Origin of the sequence: Streptomyces sp. SM18, from assembly GCF_002910775.2 — a bacterium.
Classification (GTDB): Bacteria; Actinomycetota; Actinomycetes; order Streptomycetales; family Streptomycetaceae; genus Streptomyces; species Streptomyces halstedii.
The window spans coordinates 7,542,115-7,559,534 of the sequence record NZ_CP029342.1 but is presented as its reverse complement, the minus strand read 5'-3'; the positions used below and the strand labels follow the sequence as shown (position 1 = coordinate 7,559,534).

General features: G+C 74.1%; 9 protein-coding genes. All 9 read right to left on the bottom strand.

The window, feature by feature from the left end; translation table 11 throughout:
• Nucleotides 1-146 precede the first annotated feature (146 nt).
• The gene (locus tag B9S64_RS33390; protein ID WP_103491551.1) at nt 147-1,034 is read right to left on the bottom strand and encodes a thioesterase II family protein; all 888 of its coding nucleotides are present in this window, start codon (nt 1,032-1,034) and stop codon (nt 147-149) included.
• Nucleotides 1,031-2,431 (bottom strand): MDR family MFS transporter, encoded by a 1,401-nt coding sequence (locus B9S64_RS33385; protein ID WP_103491550.1) that lies wholly within the window; start codon nt 2,429-2,431, stop codon nt 1,031-1,033. Before B9S64_RS33385 ends, B9S64_RS33390 begins: the two co-directional genes overlap by 4 nt.
• Nucleotides 2,428-12,393 (bottom strand): non-ribosomal peptide synthetase, encoded by a 9,966-nt coding sequence (locus B9S64_RS33380; protein WP_103491549.1) that lies wholly within the window; start codon nt 12,391-12,393, stop codon nt 2,428-2,430. The genes B9S64_RS33385 and B9S64_RS33380 overlap by 4 nt, the downstream gene beginning before the upstream one ends.
• Nucleotide 12,394: 1 nt before the next feature.
• The gene (locus tag B9S64_RS33375) at nt 12,395-13,180 is read right to left on the bottom strand and encodes an ABC transporter ATP-binding protein (protein WP_103491548.1); all 786 of its coding nucleotides are present in this window, start codon (nt 13,178-13,180) and stop codon (nt 12,395-12,397) included.
• The gene (locus B9S64_RS33370) at nt 13,177-14,118 is read right to left on the bottom strand and encodes an iron chelate uptake ABC transporter family permease subunit (RefSeq protein ID WP_103491565.1); all 942 of its coding nucleotides are present in this window, start codon (nt 14,116-14,118) and stop codon (nt 13,177-13,179) included. The genes B9S64_RS33375 and B9S64_RS33370 overlap by 4 nt, the downstream gene beginning before the upstream one ends.
• A 53-nt stretch (nt 14,119-14,171) precedes the next feature.
• Nucleotides 14,172-15,215: an iron ABC transporter permease gene (locus tag B9S64_RS33365; protein WP_103491547.1), complete on the bottom strand. Its 1,044-nt coding sequence runs from the start codon at nt 15,213-15,215 to the stop codon at nt 14,172-14,174.
• A complete protein-coding gene (locus B9S64_RS33360) occupies nt 15,212-16,213 on the bottom strand; it encodes an ABC transporter substrate-binding protein (protein ID WP_103491546.1) in 1,002 nt (333 codons plus the stop codon). Before B9S64_RS33360 ends, B9S64_RS33365 begins: the two co-directional genes overlap by 4 nt.
• A gap of 98 nt (nt 16,214-16,311) precedes the next feature.
• Nucleotides 16,312-17,163, bottom strand: a complete 852-nt coding sequence (locus B9S64_RS33355) for a siderophore-interacting protein (RefSeq protein ID WP_103491545.1) — start codon at nt 17,161-17,163, stop codon at nt 16,312-16,314.
• Nucleotides 17,160-17,399 (bottom strand): phosphopantetheine-binding protein, encoded by a 240-nt coding sequence (locus tag B9S64_RS33350; protein WP_103491544.1) that lies wholly within the window; start codon nt 17,397-17,399, stop codon nt 17,160-17,162. Before B9S64_RS33350 ends, B9S64_RS33355 begins: the two co-directional genes overlap by 4 nt.
• Nucleotides 17,400-17,420: the final 21 nt, after the last annotated feature.

Genomic DNA, 17,420 nt, shown 5'->3' with positions numbered 1-17,420 from the left:
AGGAAGCGGTCAGAGACGTGTGCGTGCGGTGTCAGCACGGCGGGCCGGCGGGTGGTGCTGACGGCGGCCGCACCGGCCGGGCGAGCACCCCGTGGTCCGGACACCCGTGAGGAGTGCGGGGGGCGCGCGGGCCGGTGCGGGCCGGATCAGCGGGCGCCGGGCCGGGCGTGGCCGACCGTGCTCAGCGAGGGGTCCATCCGCCGCAGAACGGTGGCGACGACCTCACGGCGCCTGGGGGTGAGGTAGAAGTGGCCGCCGGGAAAGGTGCGCACCTCCACGGGTGCGGTGGTGAGGTCCGCCCAGCCGGCGGTCCGGTCGCGGCCGGGCCTCTGGCTCGTACCGGGGTCCTCGCTGCCCGTCAGGACGTGGACGGGACAGTCCAGTGGCGGCCGGACGGCCGGGCGGTGTGTCTCGACGAGCCGGAAGTCGTTGCGTACGACGCCCAGGACCAGGGACCGCAGCTCCGGATCGTCGAGCACGTCGGCGCTGGTGCCGCCCATCCGCCGCAGTGCGGCGCAGAGTTCCTCGTCCCCCCGGCGGTGCGTGGTTCCGGACACCGCGGTGCCGGGGGCGGCGCGGCCCGAGACGAACAGCCGGCGCGGGGGCGGTGCGCCGCGGGCGGCCAGCTCGTGGGCCAGTTCCCAGGCGACCGCCGATCCCATGCTGTGCCCGAACAGCGCGTACGGTCGGCCCAGCAGGGGCGGCAGGACGTCCGCGAGGACGGTGACCAGCTCGTCCATGGTGTCGATCAGGGGGTCGCCGAAGCGGTCCTCACGGCCCGGGTACTGCACGGCGAGCAGTTCCACCTCGCCGGGCAGCAGTGCCGCCCACGGACGGTAGAAGCTCGCGCCGCCGCCCGCGTGCGGGAGGCAGATCAGCCGGAGACGAGCGGCGCCGCCGCCGCTCCACCGTCGGATCCACGGGTTGAGGACGTGCGGGGCCCGGCCGCGGCGCGGCCCGCTCGGACCGCTCGGAACGTTCGAACGGACGGACGTCGTCTCCGGGGCGCCGTCGGTGGCGGACGGGCGCGTCATGCCTTCCTCGCCCGGGTGCGGGGCAGCCTGGTGGCTCCGGCGGCGGCGATCAGGCAGAAACCGAGCACCCACCAGAAGGTGTCGGCGAACGCCGAGGAGATGTCCGGGCCACGGGCGGACAGCCGGTTCTGCAGCACCACCGCGAGGGCGGCGGTACCCAGGGAACCGCCCACGGTGTTCAGCAGGTTGAGCGCTCCGGACGCACGGGGCAGCTGCTCGGGCTCGATGCGGCTGTAGACGATGTTCATCACGGGGGCGCCGACCATCGCCATCCCGAGGCCCCGGACCGCGAGCGCCACGGCGATCACGGTGTCCGGGACCTCGTGGCCGAGCTGGGTGAAGGGGACCGTGCCCGCGAGGATGAGCACGATGCCGGTCACCACCAAGGTGCGCGGCGCGACCTTGTCGATGGTGCGGTTGACCAGCACCGACCCGGCGGCCGCGCCCAGCCCCTGGGGGGCGAGCAGCAGTCCGGCCTCCCACGCCGACAGTCCCCGGCCGGTCTGGAAGTACAGCGGCAGCAGGAACATCGTGCCGAACACCGACGCGCCCAGGACGAGCAGCGCGAGGGCGGCGGCGCCGAACGGCGGCCGGGCGAACAGCCGGGGGTCCACCAGAGGGGTGGCGCGGGTGCGCAGCCCGTGCACGGTGAAGCCGGCCAGCATCGCCAGCCCCGCCGTCACGCCGACCGCGGCGGGCAGCGTACGGCCGTGGGCCACCTCGGTCAGCCCGTACACCAGCACGGCCAGGCCAGGCGAGAGCAGCGCGGCCCCCCGCAGGTCGAACGCCGTCCGCCGGGTCGAGGGCGGCACCGCGGGGACGTGGCGGCGGGCGAGCAACGCGGCGACCAGACCGATCGGCAGGTTGATCAGGAACAGCCACGGCCAGGTCCCGACGGCGAGGACGGAGCCGCCGACCAGCGGGCCGAACACCGGTGACAGCAGCGGCACGACGGCGACGACGCTGATCACCCGCCCGGTGCGGTTCGGTCCGGCGACGCGGGCCAGAAGCGCCTGCCCGGTCGCGGGCAGCAGCCCTCCGCCGAGGCCCTGGACGACCCGGAACACGATCAGGCTGGTCACCGACCAGGCCAGGGCGCACAGGACGGAGCCGAGCAGGAACACACCCACGGCGGCGAGCCAGGTCCGCTTGCCGCCGAACCGGTCGGCCAGCCAGCCGGAGGCGGGCACCGCGCCGACCACGGCCAGCAGGTAGGCGGTGGTGACCCACTGGATCTCCGCGACGGACGCGTCGAACTCGTCGGTCAGGGTGTCGATGCCGACGCTGACGATGGTGGCGTCCAGCGTGGCCATGAAGGTGCCGAGCACCAGGATGAACGCGACCCGCAGCAGGTGCCGGTCCACGCGTTCCACGGGCGGCACGGTGTCCCCGCTCATCGGTCCTCCACCAGGGTGAGCACGTCGTCGTCGAGGCGCTTGCCGAGGGTGCGGAGCAGGTCGAGCAGGTCCTCGGCGAGGCCCTGCGCGTCCACCCCGGCCCGGTGGGCGAGGACACCGGTCCAGCCGTCGCCCTCGGGCATGACCGTCAGGGTCACCGGGTGGTGGGTGGCCTCGCGGAAGCGGGTCGCGACGACCCTGAGCCCGGGGGCGGGTTCGCGCAGACGCTCCGGGTCGACCGGGTAGTTCTCGAACACCACCAGGCTGTCGAACAGCCGGCGGCGGCCGGTCAGCCGCTCCAGGTCGGACAGGGCGACGTGCTGGTGCTCCACCAGGGCGCGCTGGCGGGACTGGAGATCGGTGAGCGTCTCGGCGAGTGTCCCGCCGAGCCGTGCCCGTACCGGCACGGTGTTGGCGAGCAGCCCGATGATCTCCTCGACGCCCTCCAGCTCCGGGGGGCGGGAGGCGACCATGGCGCCGAAGCAGACGTCCGTGCGGCCGGAGCGCCTGGCCAGCAGGACCGCCCAGGCACCCTGGACCAGCGTGTTCCGGGTCAGGCCGCGCCGGGCGGCGAGGCGGGTGAGGTCGGCCACCAGGTCCGGGTCGAAGTCGATGACCTCGGGTTCCTGCCAGGCCGGGCCGGGTTCTCCGGTGCCGAGGTGGTCGCCTTCGGGCAGGCCGTCGAGTTCGGCCGCCCAGGCGTCGAGGCCGGGCTCGTGGTCGGCGCACCAGCGCAGGTAGGCGTCGAAGGGGACGGGGTCGGGCAGGTCCGGGTCCTGGCCCTTGAGCCGGGCGGTGTAGAGGGCGAAGAGTTCGGTGAGGATGCGCGGGGCCGACCAGCCGTCGGAGAGCACGTGATGGGTGGTCAGGACCAGGTCGGCGTGGTCGGGTCCGCGCCGGATCACGGTCAGCCGGACCAGGGGGCCCCGGTCGAGGTCGAAGGGTTCGGCCAGATCGGCGGCGAGGGCCTCCTCGGCCGGTCCGTCCACCACCCGGAAGTCCGGGCGGAGTGTCGTGGGGATCACCGCCAGGGAGGCGGGGAACACGGCGCCCAGGTTGGGGTGGCGCTCCAGGAGACCGGTTCCGGCGGCGCGCAGGGCGTCGAAGTCGAGCGGGCCGGTGAGGGTGAACGCCGACTGCACGGTGTACGGGTCGGGGCGCTCGGTGCGGGAGTGACGCAGCATCACCTCCTGCAAGGGGGTGAGTGGCTGGATTCCGGCGACCGGGCGGTCGGGGCCGAGTGCCCGGATCTCCGGGGCGGCGGCGGTGCGCAGGAGCGCGGTCCGCAGATGTCCGGCCAGGTCCTCGATCTCGGCGGGGGTGAACAGCGCGGACGGCCAGGTGATCCGGACGCCGAGGGCGTCGTCGCGGACGAGGGCGTTGACCATCAGGGTGTGGGGCAGGGGCATCGCGTCGGAGCCGCCGGAGCCGAGCGGGTCGGCGTCCGGGGGCGCCTGCCACGGCGTCTCCTCTGCGGGGGCGCCGGGGTAGCGGCCGAGGTAGTTCCAGGCGATCTCCGGTCGGGCCGGGTCGAGCAGGCCGGCGGTGGTGAGGATGCCGTGGCCGAGACCGTCGCCCTGGGCGCGCAGCCGTTCCCCGACCGCCTTCACGTCGTCGTCCGCATCGAGGAGCACGGGGTGGACGGCGGTGAACCAGCCGACGGTCTGGGAGAGATCGACCTGGCGAGGGCGGCCGTGGCTCTCCAGTGCGACCAGCAGCCGGTTCGTCCCGCGCCACTCCCGTACGGCCTGGGCGAGCGCGGTCAGCAGCACGGCGTCGGGCGTGGTGCGGTAGGCGGCGGGCAGGGTGGTGGTCAGGGCGCGGGTCGCGTCGGTGTCGAGCCGGATCTCGTGGTGCCTCGCGGTGGCCACGGTGTCGCGGGCGGGATCGAGGGGGCGGGTGAGGGGTTCGGTGGCCGTCATCCGCCGCCAGTGCGGCAGTTCGGGGCTCCGGTCGGCGTCGCGCAGGGCACGCGCCCAGCCGAGGAAGGACTGGCCGTGCCGGGCCAGGGTGCCGCCGGAGTGGGCGTGCTCCACGTCGTCCAGCAGGATCCGCCAGGACACGCCGTCGACGGCCAGGTGGTGGGCGACCAGGACGAGCCGGCCGGGCCGGTCCGGGCCCGCGTCCACCCACACGGCGCGCAGCAGAGGGCCGGTGCGCGGGTCCATCGAGTCCTGGGCCGCCGCGGTCGCGGCGTCGGTGGCCGCCCGGAGGTCGCCGGTCGCCGGTACGCGGGTGAGCACGTCCGCCGCGGTGACCGCGCCGGCCGGCGGGACGCGCAGTACGTCACCGGTCAGGCGGGCCCGTAGGACGTCGTGGCGGGCGAGGACCGCGTCCAGCACGGTCCGCCAGGTCTCCTCGTCGCCGCCGGGCGGGACGCAGATCTCCACCCACTGGCAGAAGCCGTCCGCGGCGGCGCCCGCGCGGCGCAGCAGGTCGCGCATGACCGGGGTCAGCGGCGCGTCTCCGACCGCGGGTGCCTCGTCGCCGTCGAGGGCGCGGGCCCGCGCCGCGATCCCGGCGACCGTCTCCCCTTCGAAGACGTCCCGCGCGGTGAGGCCGAGCCCGTGGCGTCGGGCCCGGGAGACCACTTGCAGGGAGACGATGCTGTCGCCGCCGATGGCGAAGAAGTCGTCGTCCAGGCCGATGTCGTCGGTGCCCAGGACGTCCTGGAAGACACCGAGCAGCACGGCTTCGGCCTCGGTGGCCGGTTCGCGCCGTGCGGCGGCGGTGACCTCGGGGGCGGGCAGCGCGGCGGCGTCGAGCTTGCCGCCGGTGCTCAGCGGCAGCCGGTCGATGGGCACGAGGGCCGTCGGCACCATGTGGTCGGGCAGTTCACGGGCGAGGTACGCGCGCAGCCGGTCGGTGTCCAGGTCGGCGTCGTCGGTGGGGATGACGTAGCCGACGAGCCTGCCCTCCCGCATGATCACGGCGCAGGCGCGCACATCGGGGTGGCCGGTCAGGGTCGCCTCGATCTCGCCCAGCTCGACCCGGAAGCCCCGGATCTTGACCTGGTGGTCGGCGCGGCCGAGGAACACCAGTTGCCCGTCGGGGCGCCAGCGCACCAGGTCGCCCGTGCGGTAGACGCGCTCCCCGGGCCGGCCGAACGGGTCGGCCACGAAGGTCGAGGCGGTCAGGCCGGGGCGGCCGAGGTAGCCGCGGGCCAGGCTCGGTCCGCCGAGGTACAGCTCGCCGGTCACGCCGGTGCCGACCGGCTGGAGGCCGCCGTCGAGGACGTAGGCGCGGACGTCGGGGTCGGGGCGGCCGATCGGCAGCGGTCCGGCGTCGTCCGGGTCGTACCGCCAGGTCGTGGAGTTGATCGTGACCTCGGTGGGCCCGTAGGCGTTGAACAGCGCCTTGCGTCCCCGGCCCCAGCGCCGTGCCAGCTCGGGGTCGAGGCGTTCGGCGCCGACGACGAAGAACACGTCGGGGCCGACGGTGCGGTCGTCGGGCATCGCCGCCAGGAACGAGGGGAGCAGGTTCACCCCGGTCACCCGGTGCTCGGCGATGTAGTCGAGGAGTTCGTCGCCGGGGACGCGCACCTCCTCGGGCGCGATCACGGAGGTGCCGCCGGACAGCAGGGGCACCATGGTCTGCCAGAACGCGACGTCGAAGCCGGTCGACGCGAAGTGCAGGTAGCGGTCGTGCTCGGTGACGCCGACGACCTCTTCCTGAAGCGCGATCAGGTCGGGTACGCCCCGGTGGGTGACGCCGACGCCCTTGGGGCGGCCGGTGGTGCCGGAGGTGTAGATGACGTAGGCGAGGGCGTCGTCGGTGAGCCGGGCGCGTGCCTCGGCGGGGTCGGTGTCCGGGACGGAGGCGAGGGCGGCCGGGTCGTCCAGGCGCAGGACCGGGACCGCACGGTCCACGGGCAGGTCGGCGCCGGTCGTCACGGCGGCGGCCGGGGCGATGTCATCGAACATGTACGCGAGTCGCTCACGCGGGTAGCCGGTGTCCATGGGTACGTACACCGCGCCGGCCTTGACCACGCCGAACAGGGCGACGGTCATCTCGATGTCGCGGCCGAGCAGGACCGCGACCGGGTCCTGGGGCCGGACCCCGAGCGCGATCAGCGCGTTCGCGACCTGGTTGGCCCGCCGGTCCAGCTCGGCGTAGCTCAGGGCGCGGTCGCGGCAGACCAGGGCCTCGGCACCGGGCTTGCGGGCCACCCAGCCGGCGAACACGTCCAGCCAGGGGCCGCGGGGTTCGGCGGCGACGGTCTCGGTGCCGGTGCGCAGGACGCGCGCCCGTTCGTCGGCGTCGAGCGCGGGCAGCCGGACGGCGGGCCGCGCCGGGTCGTCCACGATCTCCCGCAGGAGGTTGTGCAGCCAGCGGCCGTAGTCGCGCACGGTCGCCTCGGTGAAGGCGCTCGGCTGGTAGCCGAGGCCGATCGTGATCTCGTCGTCGGGGATCACGATGACGGTCAGCGCGTAGTGCGTGGCGTCGGTGATGTCCACGCCGGTCAGGTCGAGTCCGGGGGCGAGCGGGGTGCGCCTGCGGCTGGAGAGCGGGAAGTTCTCCATCACCAGCATCGTGTCGAAGAGTTCACCGATGCCCGTCGCGCGCTGGATCTCGGGCAGACCGACGTGGTGGTGCTCGGCCAGGGCGACGCTCTCGTCGTGCACCTGCGCCATGAGGTCACGTGCCGTCATGTCCCGGGTGTGCCGGACGCGTACCGGGATGGTGGTGCCGAGCTGGCCGATCATCGACTCCACGCCCTCGACCTCGGCGGGCCGCCCGGAGACCGGGCAGCCGAACACGACGTCGAGGCGGCCGGTGAGCCTGCCCAGCAGCAGGCCCCACGCGGTCTGGAGCACCGTGGTCAGGGTGACGCCCTCGTCGCGGGCGAACGCGCGCAGCCGGTCGCTGAACGCGCGTCCCAGGCCCACGGTTTCGCGGCCGGGCCGCTCGACGGCGGTGCCGGTGCTCGCGGGTGCCAGCCGCGTCGCCTCGTCCACGCCGGCCAGCGCGTCCCGCCAGGCGGCGAGCGACACGTCCCGGTCCCGGTCCGCCAGCCACCGGAAGTACTCCGAGAGGGGCGGGGAGGCGGGCGCGGCGGGTCCGCCGCTCAGCTCGGCGTAGAGGGCGAGCAGGGTGCGGCCGACCAGGGGCATCGACCAGCCGTCGAGCAGGGCGTGGTGGTTGGTGATGACCAGTTTGTGGGTGCCGGGTCCGACACGGGAGAGCAGGAAGCGGATCAGCGGCGGCCGGCCGGTGTCGAACGGGCGGTCGAGTTCGGCGCGCGCGGCTTCGGGGAAGCGGTCGTCCACCCGCCAGTCCAGGGCGATGTCGGCGGGGATCACCTGCACCACCTCGTCCCCGGCCGTGCCCAGGTACACGCGCAGGGCGGGGTGGCGGCGCAGCAGTTCGCGGGCGGCCTCGGCCATCCGGTCCGGGTCCAGCTCACCGGCCAGGGTGGTCACGGCCTGGACGACGTAGACGTCGGTCGTCTCGTCGTCGCGGACCAGGGTGTGGAAGGACAGCCCGACCTGGAGCGGGGTGGCGGGCAGGACGTCGGCCACCCGGCCGGTGCGTTCGAGGGCGTCGATGGCCGGCTGGTCGAGGGTGACCAGCGGAAGGTCGGACGGGGTGAGCCCGCCCTGGGTGTGCCGGGCGTGCTCGGCCAGGGTGTCCAGGGTTTCGGCCCACGCCTCCTGGAGGGCGGCCACGGCGTCGGTGCCGAGCACCCCGGTCGCGGCGGTCCACTCGACGGCGAGCCGGGGCGCGCCCTCCTCGTGGACGAAGCAGTTCAGGGCCAGCACCTGTTCCAGGGCCTTGGCGTCCGGTTCGATCACCGAGAAGGCGTCGCGCTCCGGCAGCCGCCATCCGGTGGCGGCCAACGGGGCGAAGCGCCCGAGGTAGTTGAGGAGCACGTCCGGGGGCGGGGTGGCCGAGAGTTCGGCGGCGGCCTCCGGGTCGAGGTGGCGCAGCACCCCGTATCCGACGCCGCCGTCGGGCACGGCGCGCCGGGCCTCCTTGGCGGCGCGCAGGGCCCGCCCGGGATCGTCGGCGGCGGGGACGCGGACCGGGTACTCACTGGTGAACCAGCCGACCGTGCGGGACAGGTCGAGGTGTTCGCGGCCGTGGCCCTCCATCGACACGGTCACCGCGTCGCCGGACAGGCCCCGGCGCCGCAGGGTGAGCACGAGCGCCGCCAGCAGCACCTCGTCCACCCCGGCGCGGTAGGCGGCGGGCAGCGTGGTCAGCAGCGCCTCGGTGACCTCGGGCGAGGCCACGGTGACCGAGCGGTGCGCGGTCGAGACCGTGTCGAGCGCCGTGTCCAGTGGCCGGGTGCCCAGCCGGGAGGCGGAGGCCAGTGCGGTACGCCAGTGGTCGAGTTCGCCGCGTCGCGCACCGGAGGTGCCCTGTTCGGCGAGCAGCAGGGCGTGCCGACGCCAGGACGTCCCGACCGGGTCGAGAGCGCCGCCCCCGCAGGCCGTGTGCAGGTCGGGCAGCAGGACGCGCCAGGACACGCCGTCCATGGCGAGGTGGTGCACGACGACGACCAGCCGGTCCGGCGTGTGGTCGCCGGTGCGGAGTATGGCCGCTCGCAGCAGGTCGCCGGTCCCCGGGTCGAGTTGGCCCGCCAGCCGGCGGGCCAGTCCGGTCGTGTCCTCGCCGCGGACCTCGTCGACGACGGCCCGCACCGTGCCGCGGGGCAGCACCTCCAGGCCGTCGGCCACCCGCAGCCGCAGGGCGTCGTGGTGGTCGAGCACGCTCTGCACACCGGTGGTCAGCTCACCGAGGCCGAGTGCGTCGACGCTCAGGGCGGTCCACTGCGCGTATCCGGCGACGGTGTACACGTCCGGGTGCGGGTCGAGCAGGCCGCGCACGATGGGCGGGGCGGGTACGGTCCCGGTCGGGTCGTCCACCGGTCCGGGCACGTCCTCCAGCAGTTCGGCGGAGGCGGCGAGCGCGGCGAAGCCCCGGCGGGCCAGAAGGTCGCGTGGCCGCAGTCCGAGGCCGACGGCCCGCAGCCTGCTGCTGACGGTGATCGCGGTGATGCTGTCCCCGCCGAGGCCGAAGAAGTCGTCGTCCACACCGACGCGTTCGGTCTCGAACACCTCTGCGAGCACACCGCACAGCAGGCGCTCCCGCTCGGTGCTCGGCTCCCGGCCCCCGCCGGACGACGCGGGCGCGGGCAGGGCGGCGCGGTCGAGCTTGCCGTTGGGGGTGAGGGGCAGTTCGGCCAGCACCACCACCGCCGAGGGCACCAGGTGGTCGGGCAGCCGCCCGGCGAGGTGGGCGCGCACCGCGTCGCCGGTGACCGAGGCGGACACGACGTAGCCGACCAGCCGGGACGACAGCACCCGGGCGGCGGCCGCGGTGACCCCCGGCACGGCGAAGAGGGCCGCCTCGACCTCGCCGGTCTCCACCCGGTGTCCGCGGATCTTGATCTGGCCGTCGCCCCGGCCGCCGTACTCCAGTCCCCGGCCGGGCACCCAGCGGGCGAGGTCGCCGGTGCGGTACATCCGCTCCCCCGGCGCGCCGAACGGGTCGGCGACGAAGCGTTCGGACGTGGCTCCCGGCCTGCCGAGGTAGCCGCGCGCCAGGTGCGGGCCGGCCAGGTACAGCTCGCCGGTGGTGCCGTGCGGTACGGGTTGCAGGGCGCTGTCGAGCACATAGGTCCGGGTGCCGGCGAGCGGCCGGCCGATCGTGGGCTCGCCGTCGTCGAGGCGTGCGGTGGTGCTGTCCACGGTCGCCTCGGTCGGCCCGTACATGTTGCGCGCGGTCGTCCCGGACTCGGCGACGCGCCGCCAGAGCGCGGGCGGGGTGGCCTCGCCGCCGAGGACCAGCAGCGTGGGGCGCAGGTCCAGCAGGCCGCCCTCGACCAGCGGCGCGGCCATCGAGGGCGTGGTGTCCACGATGTCGATGCCGTCACGGGCGTACGCGGTGAGCAGGGCGTCGGCGTCGCGGATGGTCTCGGCGTCGTAGACGTGCAGTTCGTGCCCGCACAGCAGCCACACCAGGTGGTCGAAGGCGGAGTCGAAGGCGAAGGAGTAGGTGTGGGCGGCGCGCAGCCGTCGGCCCGCCGCCTGTTCGGCCTCCGCGACGACGGTGGCGCGCTGGTGGTGCAGCAGCGCGGCGAGGCCGCCGGCCCGGCCGAGTACGCCCTTGGGGCGTCCGGTGGATCCGGAGGTGTGGATGACGTAGGCGAGGTGCTCGGGGTGGCGGGGCGCGGCCAGTTCGGCGGCCGTCAGGGGCGCGCCGGACAGCTCGGCGGCCTCGTCGAGCAGGGTCTTCCACGGCAGTCCGTCGAGCGCCCCGGCGCTCACCACCAGGGCGGGGCGGGTGTCGTCGACCAGCTCGCGCAGCCGCTCGGGCGGGTGGGCGGCGTCCAGGGGCAGGAAGGCGGCGCCCGCGTCGAGCACCGCGAGGAGGGCGACGACCGAGTCGGCCGAGCGCGGCAGGGCGAGCGCCACGACGTCGTCGGGTCCGATCCCCCGGGCCCGCAGCGCACGGGCGAGCCGGTGCACCCGGGCGGCCAGCTCCGCCGCCGACAGCCGCTCCCGGCCGCACACCAGGGCGGTACGTTCCGCGCCGGCGGCGGCCATCGCGTCGAAGGCGGTGGGCACGTCCACGGGGGTGCCGGGCAGCGCGGGCGGGCACCAGGGCTCCATCAGCCGGTCCACGTCGCCGGTCAGGGCGATCCGTCCGACGGGCCGTCCGTCCACGAGCGCGGCCAGCAGGGTCCGCAGCCCGGACAGCAGTCCGTCGACCCCGGCCTGGTCGTTGGTCCGCGCGTCGACCTCGAAGCCGAGCAGCAGGCCGCCGTCGCGGGTCGGCAGGACGCTCAGGCCCATGTCCTCCGGCGGGCCGCCGGCGACGTTGCGCATCACGCCGCCGGACCCGGCGAAGTCGATGGCCAGGTCGAACGCCTTGAGGTTGATGCCGCGTCCGTGCAGCAGCGCTCCCGCGCCGGGCACCCCGAGGTCCCGGGGCAGGTCCTCGCCCCGGTAGCGCTGGTGCTCGCGCGTCTCGCGCATGGCCGTGGCCACCCGCCGGCTCAGCTCGCCGAGCCGGTCGCCGCCGCGCACGGTCACCCGCAGGGGCAGCACGTTGACCGCCATGGCGGGGGTACGCAGCTCGACCGAGCCCGCCCGGCACATCAGGGGCAGGGCGAACACCACGTCGGTGCGGGCCAGCACGCGGTGCAGGAAGGCGGCGTACCCGGCGATCAGCGCCTCGCCCCAGGTGACGCCCTCGGCGTCGGCGAACGCGCGCAGCCGCGCCGTCTCCTCGGGGGTGAGGACGGCACGGGCGGTGAGCGTGCTGTCGGGTGGGCCGGCCGCGGTGCCGGTCTCCCCCAGGTCGGGCAGCGGGGTGAACCGCTCGACCCAGTAGGCGCGGTCCTCGGTGAACCGGTCGCTGTCCCGGTAGGCCTGGTCGGCGGCGACGAGCCGGGCGAAGCCGCCGAAGGTGGACGGGGCGGGCTCGGTCCCCCGCACCAGGGCGGTGTAGTGGGCGCCGGTGCGGCGGGCGAGCATCGCGGCGGTGTAGCCGTCGAAGACCAGGTGGTGGCCGAGCTGGGTGTACCAGACCTCCCGGTCGGAGAGCCGGATGACGGTACGTGAGTAGAGCGGCCGGTCCACCATGCCCCGGCACGCCTCGCCCGCCCGCGCCCGCTCGGCATCCACGAGGGCCTGGGCGGCGGCCGCCGGATCGGGGGCCGTGCTGACGTCGAGCACCTCGGGCGGCGCGACCGGCTCGTCGCTGACCGCCTGGCGTGGCCCCTCGGGGGTGTCGTACACCCGCAGGCGCAGCGTCTCGGCCTCCTGGGTGGTGGCCCGGACCGCCTCGGCCAGTGCGTCGGTGTCGACCGGTTCACCGCCGGATATCTCCACCACGTCGCCCACCAGGTAGTAGGGCGAGTCCGGCTCCAGGCGTTGGGCGTTCCAGATGCCCAACTGGGCGCGGGTCAGGGCGAGAAGGCCGGTCGAGGACACGCTTGCGGTGCTCAACTTACTCTCCTTGGAGTGTGGGGACGACCATCGGTGTGCCGGTCACCGGGTCGGGGACGATGACGCTCGGCAGCTCGAAGACGTCCTTGATCAGGGCAGCGTCCACGACGTCTCCGGGCACGCCCTCGGCGACCACCCTGCCGTCCCGCATGGCGACCAGGTGGTCGGCGTACCGGCAGGCCTGGTTGATGTCGTGCAGGACGGCAATCACCGTGCGGCCCTCGTTTCGCAGCCTGGCCAGCAGACCGAGCAACTGGTACTGGTGGGTGATGTCCAGGAACGACGTCGGTTCGTCGAGCAGCAGGTAGGGCGTCCGCTGGGCGAGCACCATGGCCATCCACACCCGCTGGCGCTGTCCGCCGGACAGCTCCTGCACGGGCCGGTCACCCAGGTCGGCGACCCCGGCGGAGGCCATGGCCTCGGTGACGGCCTCCTCGTCCTGTGCCGACCACAGCGCCAGCAGCGACTGGTGGGGGAAGCGGCCCCGGCTGACGAGCTGGCGGACCTTGATGTCGTCGGGGGCCAGCGGATCCTGCGGCAGGAAGCCGAGTTGCTTGGCCAGGGCCTTGGACGCGTAGCCGCCGACCTCACGGCCGTCGAGTTCCACCTGCCCGCTCTCCGGGCGCAGCAGCCGGACCAGCGCGCGCAGCAGGGTGGATTTCCCGCAGGCGTTGGGGCCCACGATGGCGGTGAACGCGCCGTCGGGGACATCGAGGCTGAGCCGTGTGGACACGACCCGCTCTCCGTAGCGCAGGGTGATCTCCCGCGCGGTCAGGCGTGCGCTCACGCGCGCCTCACCTCCTTGGTCAGCAGCCAGATCAGATAGCAACCGCCGATCGCGGTACTCACCACTCCCACGGGCAGCGCGACGGGCGCCAGCAGCATCTGGGCGAGCAGGTCGGCGCCTTGGAGCAGTACGGCCCCGGTCAGCGCGGCCGGGAGCAGCGGCACACCGGCGGCGCCGGCGAGCCTGCGGCCGATCTGGGGGGCCGCCAGGGCGATGAACGCGATCGGTCCGGCCACCGCGGTCACCGTGGCGGTGCAGCCGACGCCGACCAGCACCATCAGCAGCCGCAGCCGGTTGAGCGCGACCCCGGTGGTCGCGGCGACGGCGTCACCGAGCGACGCCTGGTGCATGGCGTGGGCCCGTGTCGTCATGAGGACCAGCAGCAGGGCGATGATCGCGAACGGGATGCCCAGGTCGCCCCAGCCCACACCGTTGAGCGATCCCGCGCTCCAGCCGACGGCGGCGATCGCCACCTCCAGTTCGGCGCGCAGCACGATCCACGAGTTGATCGCGGTCACCATCGCGTTGACCGCGATACCGATGACCACCAGCCGCAGGCCGGAGAAGCCCCGTTCGAACGCCAGCAGGTAGATCGCCGCCGCGACGAGCAGCCCCCCGAGCACCGAGCCGGTGGCCAGTTGCGCGGACGTGCCGGACAGCACGGTGATGGCGATCAGGGCGCCGGTGTAGGCGCCCGCGTCGAGGCCGATGACGTCGGGGCTGCCCATGGGGTTGCGGGTGAGGTTCTGGAAGAGCGCCCCCGCCACGCCGAGCGCGGCGCCGAAGACGAGCCCGGCCAGCACGCGCGGCAGCCGCCAGTCGGAGATCACCACGGAGCGTTCCGCCCCGGTCAGTACGGCGAAGACCTTGCCCGGGGAGGCCCAGGACGCCCCGTAGCAGAGCCCGAGCAGGGCCAGGCAGAGCATCAGGGCGACCATGACGACGACCAGTACGGCGGTGCGCCGTTCGACCCTGAGGCCGAGTGTGTGGTTCACAGGGACCCCGCTCCGTAGCGGCGGACGGCCCAGATGAGCATGGGGCCTCCGAGGAACGCGGTCACGATGCCGACGGGTACCTCACCGGTGGGCAGCAGCACCCGTGACCCGATGTCGGCGATCAGCAGCAGCACGGGACCCAGCACCATCGTGTAGAGGATGAGCCAGGGCACCGAGCCGGCCGCCGGCTTGCGGACCAGGTGGGGGACGATCAGACCGACGAACAGGATCGGCCCGGCCACCGCCGTCGCCGCCCCGCAGAGCACCGTGATCAGTACCAGCGCGAGGCCCCGCACCCGGCCCACGCCCGCGCCCAGCGTGTGGGCGACGTTCTCGCCCAGCGTCAGGGCGTTGAGCGCCCGGCTCAGCAGCAGCGCACCGAGCAGGCACACCACGATCGCGGTCAACGGCAGGGCCAGGGGCGCCTGCTCGCGGGCCGCCAGCGATCCGACCGACCAGAACCGGTAGGTGTCGAAGACGTCGGGGAGCATCAGCCGCATGCCCAGCGCGACACCGCTCAGCACCGCGGTCAGGGCCACGCCGGTGAGCACCAGGCGCAGGGGTGAGCGCCGTCCGACGGCGGCGACCAGCAGCGCCGCGAGGACGGATCCGACGACGGCGAAGCCGAGTTCGCCGGCCTGTCCGACGGCGAGCCCGAGCGCCGAGCCGACCGTGATGGCGAATCCGGCACCCGCGGTGACACCGAGGATGCCGGGCTCGGCCAGCGGGTTGCGGGCCAGCGTCTGGATCAGCGCGCCCGCCACGGCGAGCGCGGCGCCCACCGCGACGGCGAGCAGCGAGCGGGGCAGCCGTACGTCACGCACGATCACGTGGTCGTCGGTTCCCTGGTAGTCCAGCAGTGCGCGTACGACCTCGGTCGGCGGGACCGGGCGGGCGCCCACGCCCATGCTGAGCACGGCCACGACCGCGAGCAGCACCAGTCCCCCGACGAGCAGACCGAGTTGCGGGGAGAAGGCCCGCCTGGTCCTGGCCGGTCCGCCGGTCGCCTCCGGTCCGGACGCGCGGCCCGCGGCGGTCACCGCTTCAGCAGGGGAGCGAACGACTCGTCGATCGCGTCCAGGGTCTTCATGGCCTGACCGTAGGTCGCGGCCTCGGTGTAGCGGAGCGGGAAGCTCTTCCCGGCCTTGACGGCGGGGAGGTTCTTCCACAGCTTCGAGTCGAGGACGTACTGCACCGCCTCGGGGACGCTGCCGTCGGCGTTGACAGAGTAGGTCAGGACGTCGGCCTCACCGAACGCGGCCGGGAGTTCCTCGATGGAGGGGTACTCGCTGACCGCACGCGAGCCTTCCCCGGCCTCCTTGACCTTGCCGTAGTACGTGGCGCCGAGGTCCTCGGCGATGTTGGTGCCCCAGGAGCCGCCGAACTCGCGCTGGAAGGTGCCCTTGGCGACCTCGCCGTACGCGCCGACGTGGCCCAGCTTGAGCTGGGGCAGCACGTCCTCGTACTTCGCCTTCAGCTCCGCGGCCTTGGCCTCGTACGTCTTCTGCGCGGCGTCGAACTTGTCGAGCGCGCCCGCGGCGTCGGCCTGCTTGCGGGAGAGTTCACGCCAGGCGGAGGGCACGGTCGGGCCGATCGCCACGACCGGGGCTATGGACTCCAGCCGCTTGACGTCGATGTCGCCGAGCACGGGGGCGGGCACACCGATGACGATGAGGTCGGGCTCGGCCTCCGCGACGGCCTCGTAGTTGGTCTCCGCCGCCTGCTCACCCGCCACCTTGGTGAGCTTCTTGTAGGTGGCCAGGTCCTCGTCCGTCATCATCGGCTCGCCGCGCTTCCACGACGAGATCCCGACCAGGGGTGCGTCGGCCTCGATCATGACGGGCACGGCGTAGCCGGTGGCCACCACGCGCTTGGGGTCGGCCGGGATGGTGATCTTGCCGTTGTCCGCCGTGAACACCCGGGTCTTGGGGGCCTTGGCGGAGTCGCCCGAACCGCCTTCGTCGGACGACCCGCACGCCGCCAGGACAAGTGCCAGCGACACGGCGCCGATCAGCCCGGAGGATCTACGCATGGACATGTGGTGCTCCTTGCTAGTTAGGTAAGGCTTACCTTAGTACAAAAAATCTTCAGCGGTACAGCCGCGGACCGGCCCCCGTCCGCCCGGTCACCGACCGGTCAGTGGTCGTCCTCGTCGAAGTCGGCGACGCCGCGCTTCCAGTAGCCGGTGATGTCGTAGTCGGCCTTCTCCAGGCGCAGTTCGTCGCGGACCCAGCGGCGCAGCGGCTTGATCTGCCCGGCCTCGCCCGCGACCCACACGTACACCCGCTCCCCCTCGGGCACGGTCACCGCGGTCACGGCCCGCTCCAGGGCGTCACCGGCGCCCGCCGGCAGGTCCCCGCGGTGCAGCCACCGCACCTCGACACCCTCCGGCGCCCACAGCTCGATCTCCTGCGAGGCGTCGGCGACCTCGACGAACGCCCAGCCCCTGGCGGTCCTCGGCATCTCCTCCAGCCAGCGCGCGACCGCGGGCAGGGCCGTGATGTCCCCCGCGAGGAGGTAACGGTCGTAGGTGGGCGGGACGATCAGCCCGCCGGGCGGCCCGGCGACGTGCACGACGGCCCCCGGCCGCGCCGCGCCGGCCCAGTCCGAGGCGAGCCCACCCTCGTGCCAGGCGATGTCGATGTCGATCTCGCCCGAGGCCGGGTCGTACCGGCGCACGGTGTACTCCCGCGAGGTGGGCACCGGCCGCGGCCAGCGCAGCATCGCCCCGTTCGGCTCGGGCAGCCGCAAGGTGCCGTCCGGCTCCGGGAAGATCAGCTTCACGTGTTCATCCGGGGCGTGCGCCTCGAACCCCTCGGCGCCCTCCCCGCCCAGCGTCACGCGCAGCAGACCGGAGCCGACCGGGGCGGTGCGTACGACCTCGACCCTGCGGATGCCGATCGGATAGCCCACCTTCTCGGCGTGACGGCCCGCCCTGACCTCGGCGATACGGTCCAGGTGCCGGTGCCGGTGATCGACCTTGCTCATGCCGCACCGTCCGTCAGCAGAGCGGTCCAGTGGGCCAGTTCGGGCTGCTCGGCCAGGTCGGGGAACTCCAGCGAGGCGGCCCCGGCGGCGCGCCAGCGCTCGATGAGGACCATGATGCGCACCGAGTCCAGGCCGAGATCGACCAGGTTCTCGTCGGCGGCGATGTCCGCGGGGTCGCAGTCGAGCAGCTCCGCGACATCGGCGCGGACGCGTTCGGGCGACAGGGTGTGGTTCATCGGAAGGCTCCTGCGGGAAGG

What these genes read in the sequence shown, in the direction of transcription:
- B9S64_RS33355 (WP_103491545.1), bottom strand. Translation starts at nt 17,163, where the DNA reads ATGAGCAAGGTCGATCACCGGCACCGGCACCTGGACCGTATCGCCGAG.
- B9S64_RS33370 (WP_103491565.1), bottom strand. Translation starts at nt 14,118, where the DNA reads ATGGTCGCCCTGATGCTCTGCCTGGCCCTGCTCGGGCTCTGCTACGGG.
- B9S64_RS33390 (WP_103491551.1), bottom strand. Translation starts at nt 1,034, where the DNA reads ATGACGCGCCCGTCCGCCACCGACGGCGCCCCGGAGACGACGTCCGTC.
- B9S64_RS33360 (WP_103491546.1), bottom strand. Translation starts at nt 16,213, where the DNA reads ATGTCCATGCGTAGATCCTCCGGGCTGATCGGCGCCGTGTCGCTGGCA.
- B9S64_RS33385 (WP_103491550.1), bottom strand. Translation starts at nt 2,431, where the DNA reads ATGAGCGGGGACACCGTGCCGCCCGTGGAACGCGTGGACCGGCACCTG.
- B9S64_RS33350 (WP_103491544.1), bottom strand. Translation starts at nt 17,399, where the DNA reads ATGAACCACACCCTGTCGCCCGAACGCGTCCGCGCCGATGTCGCGGAG.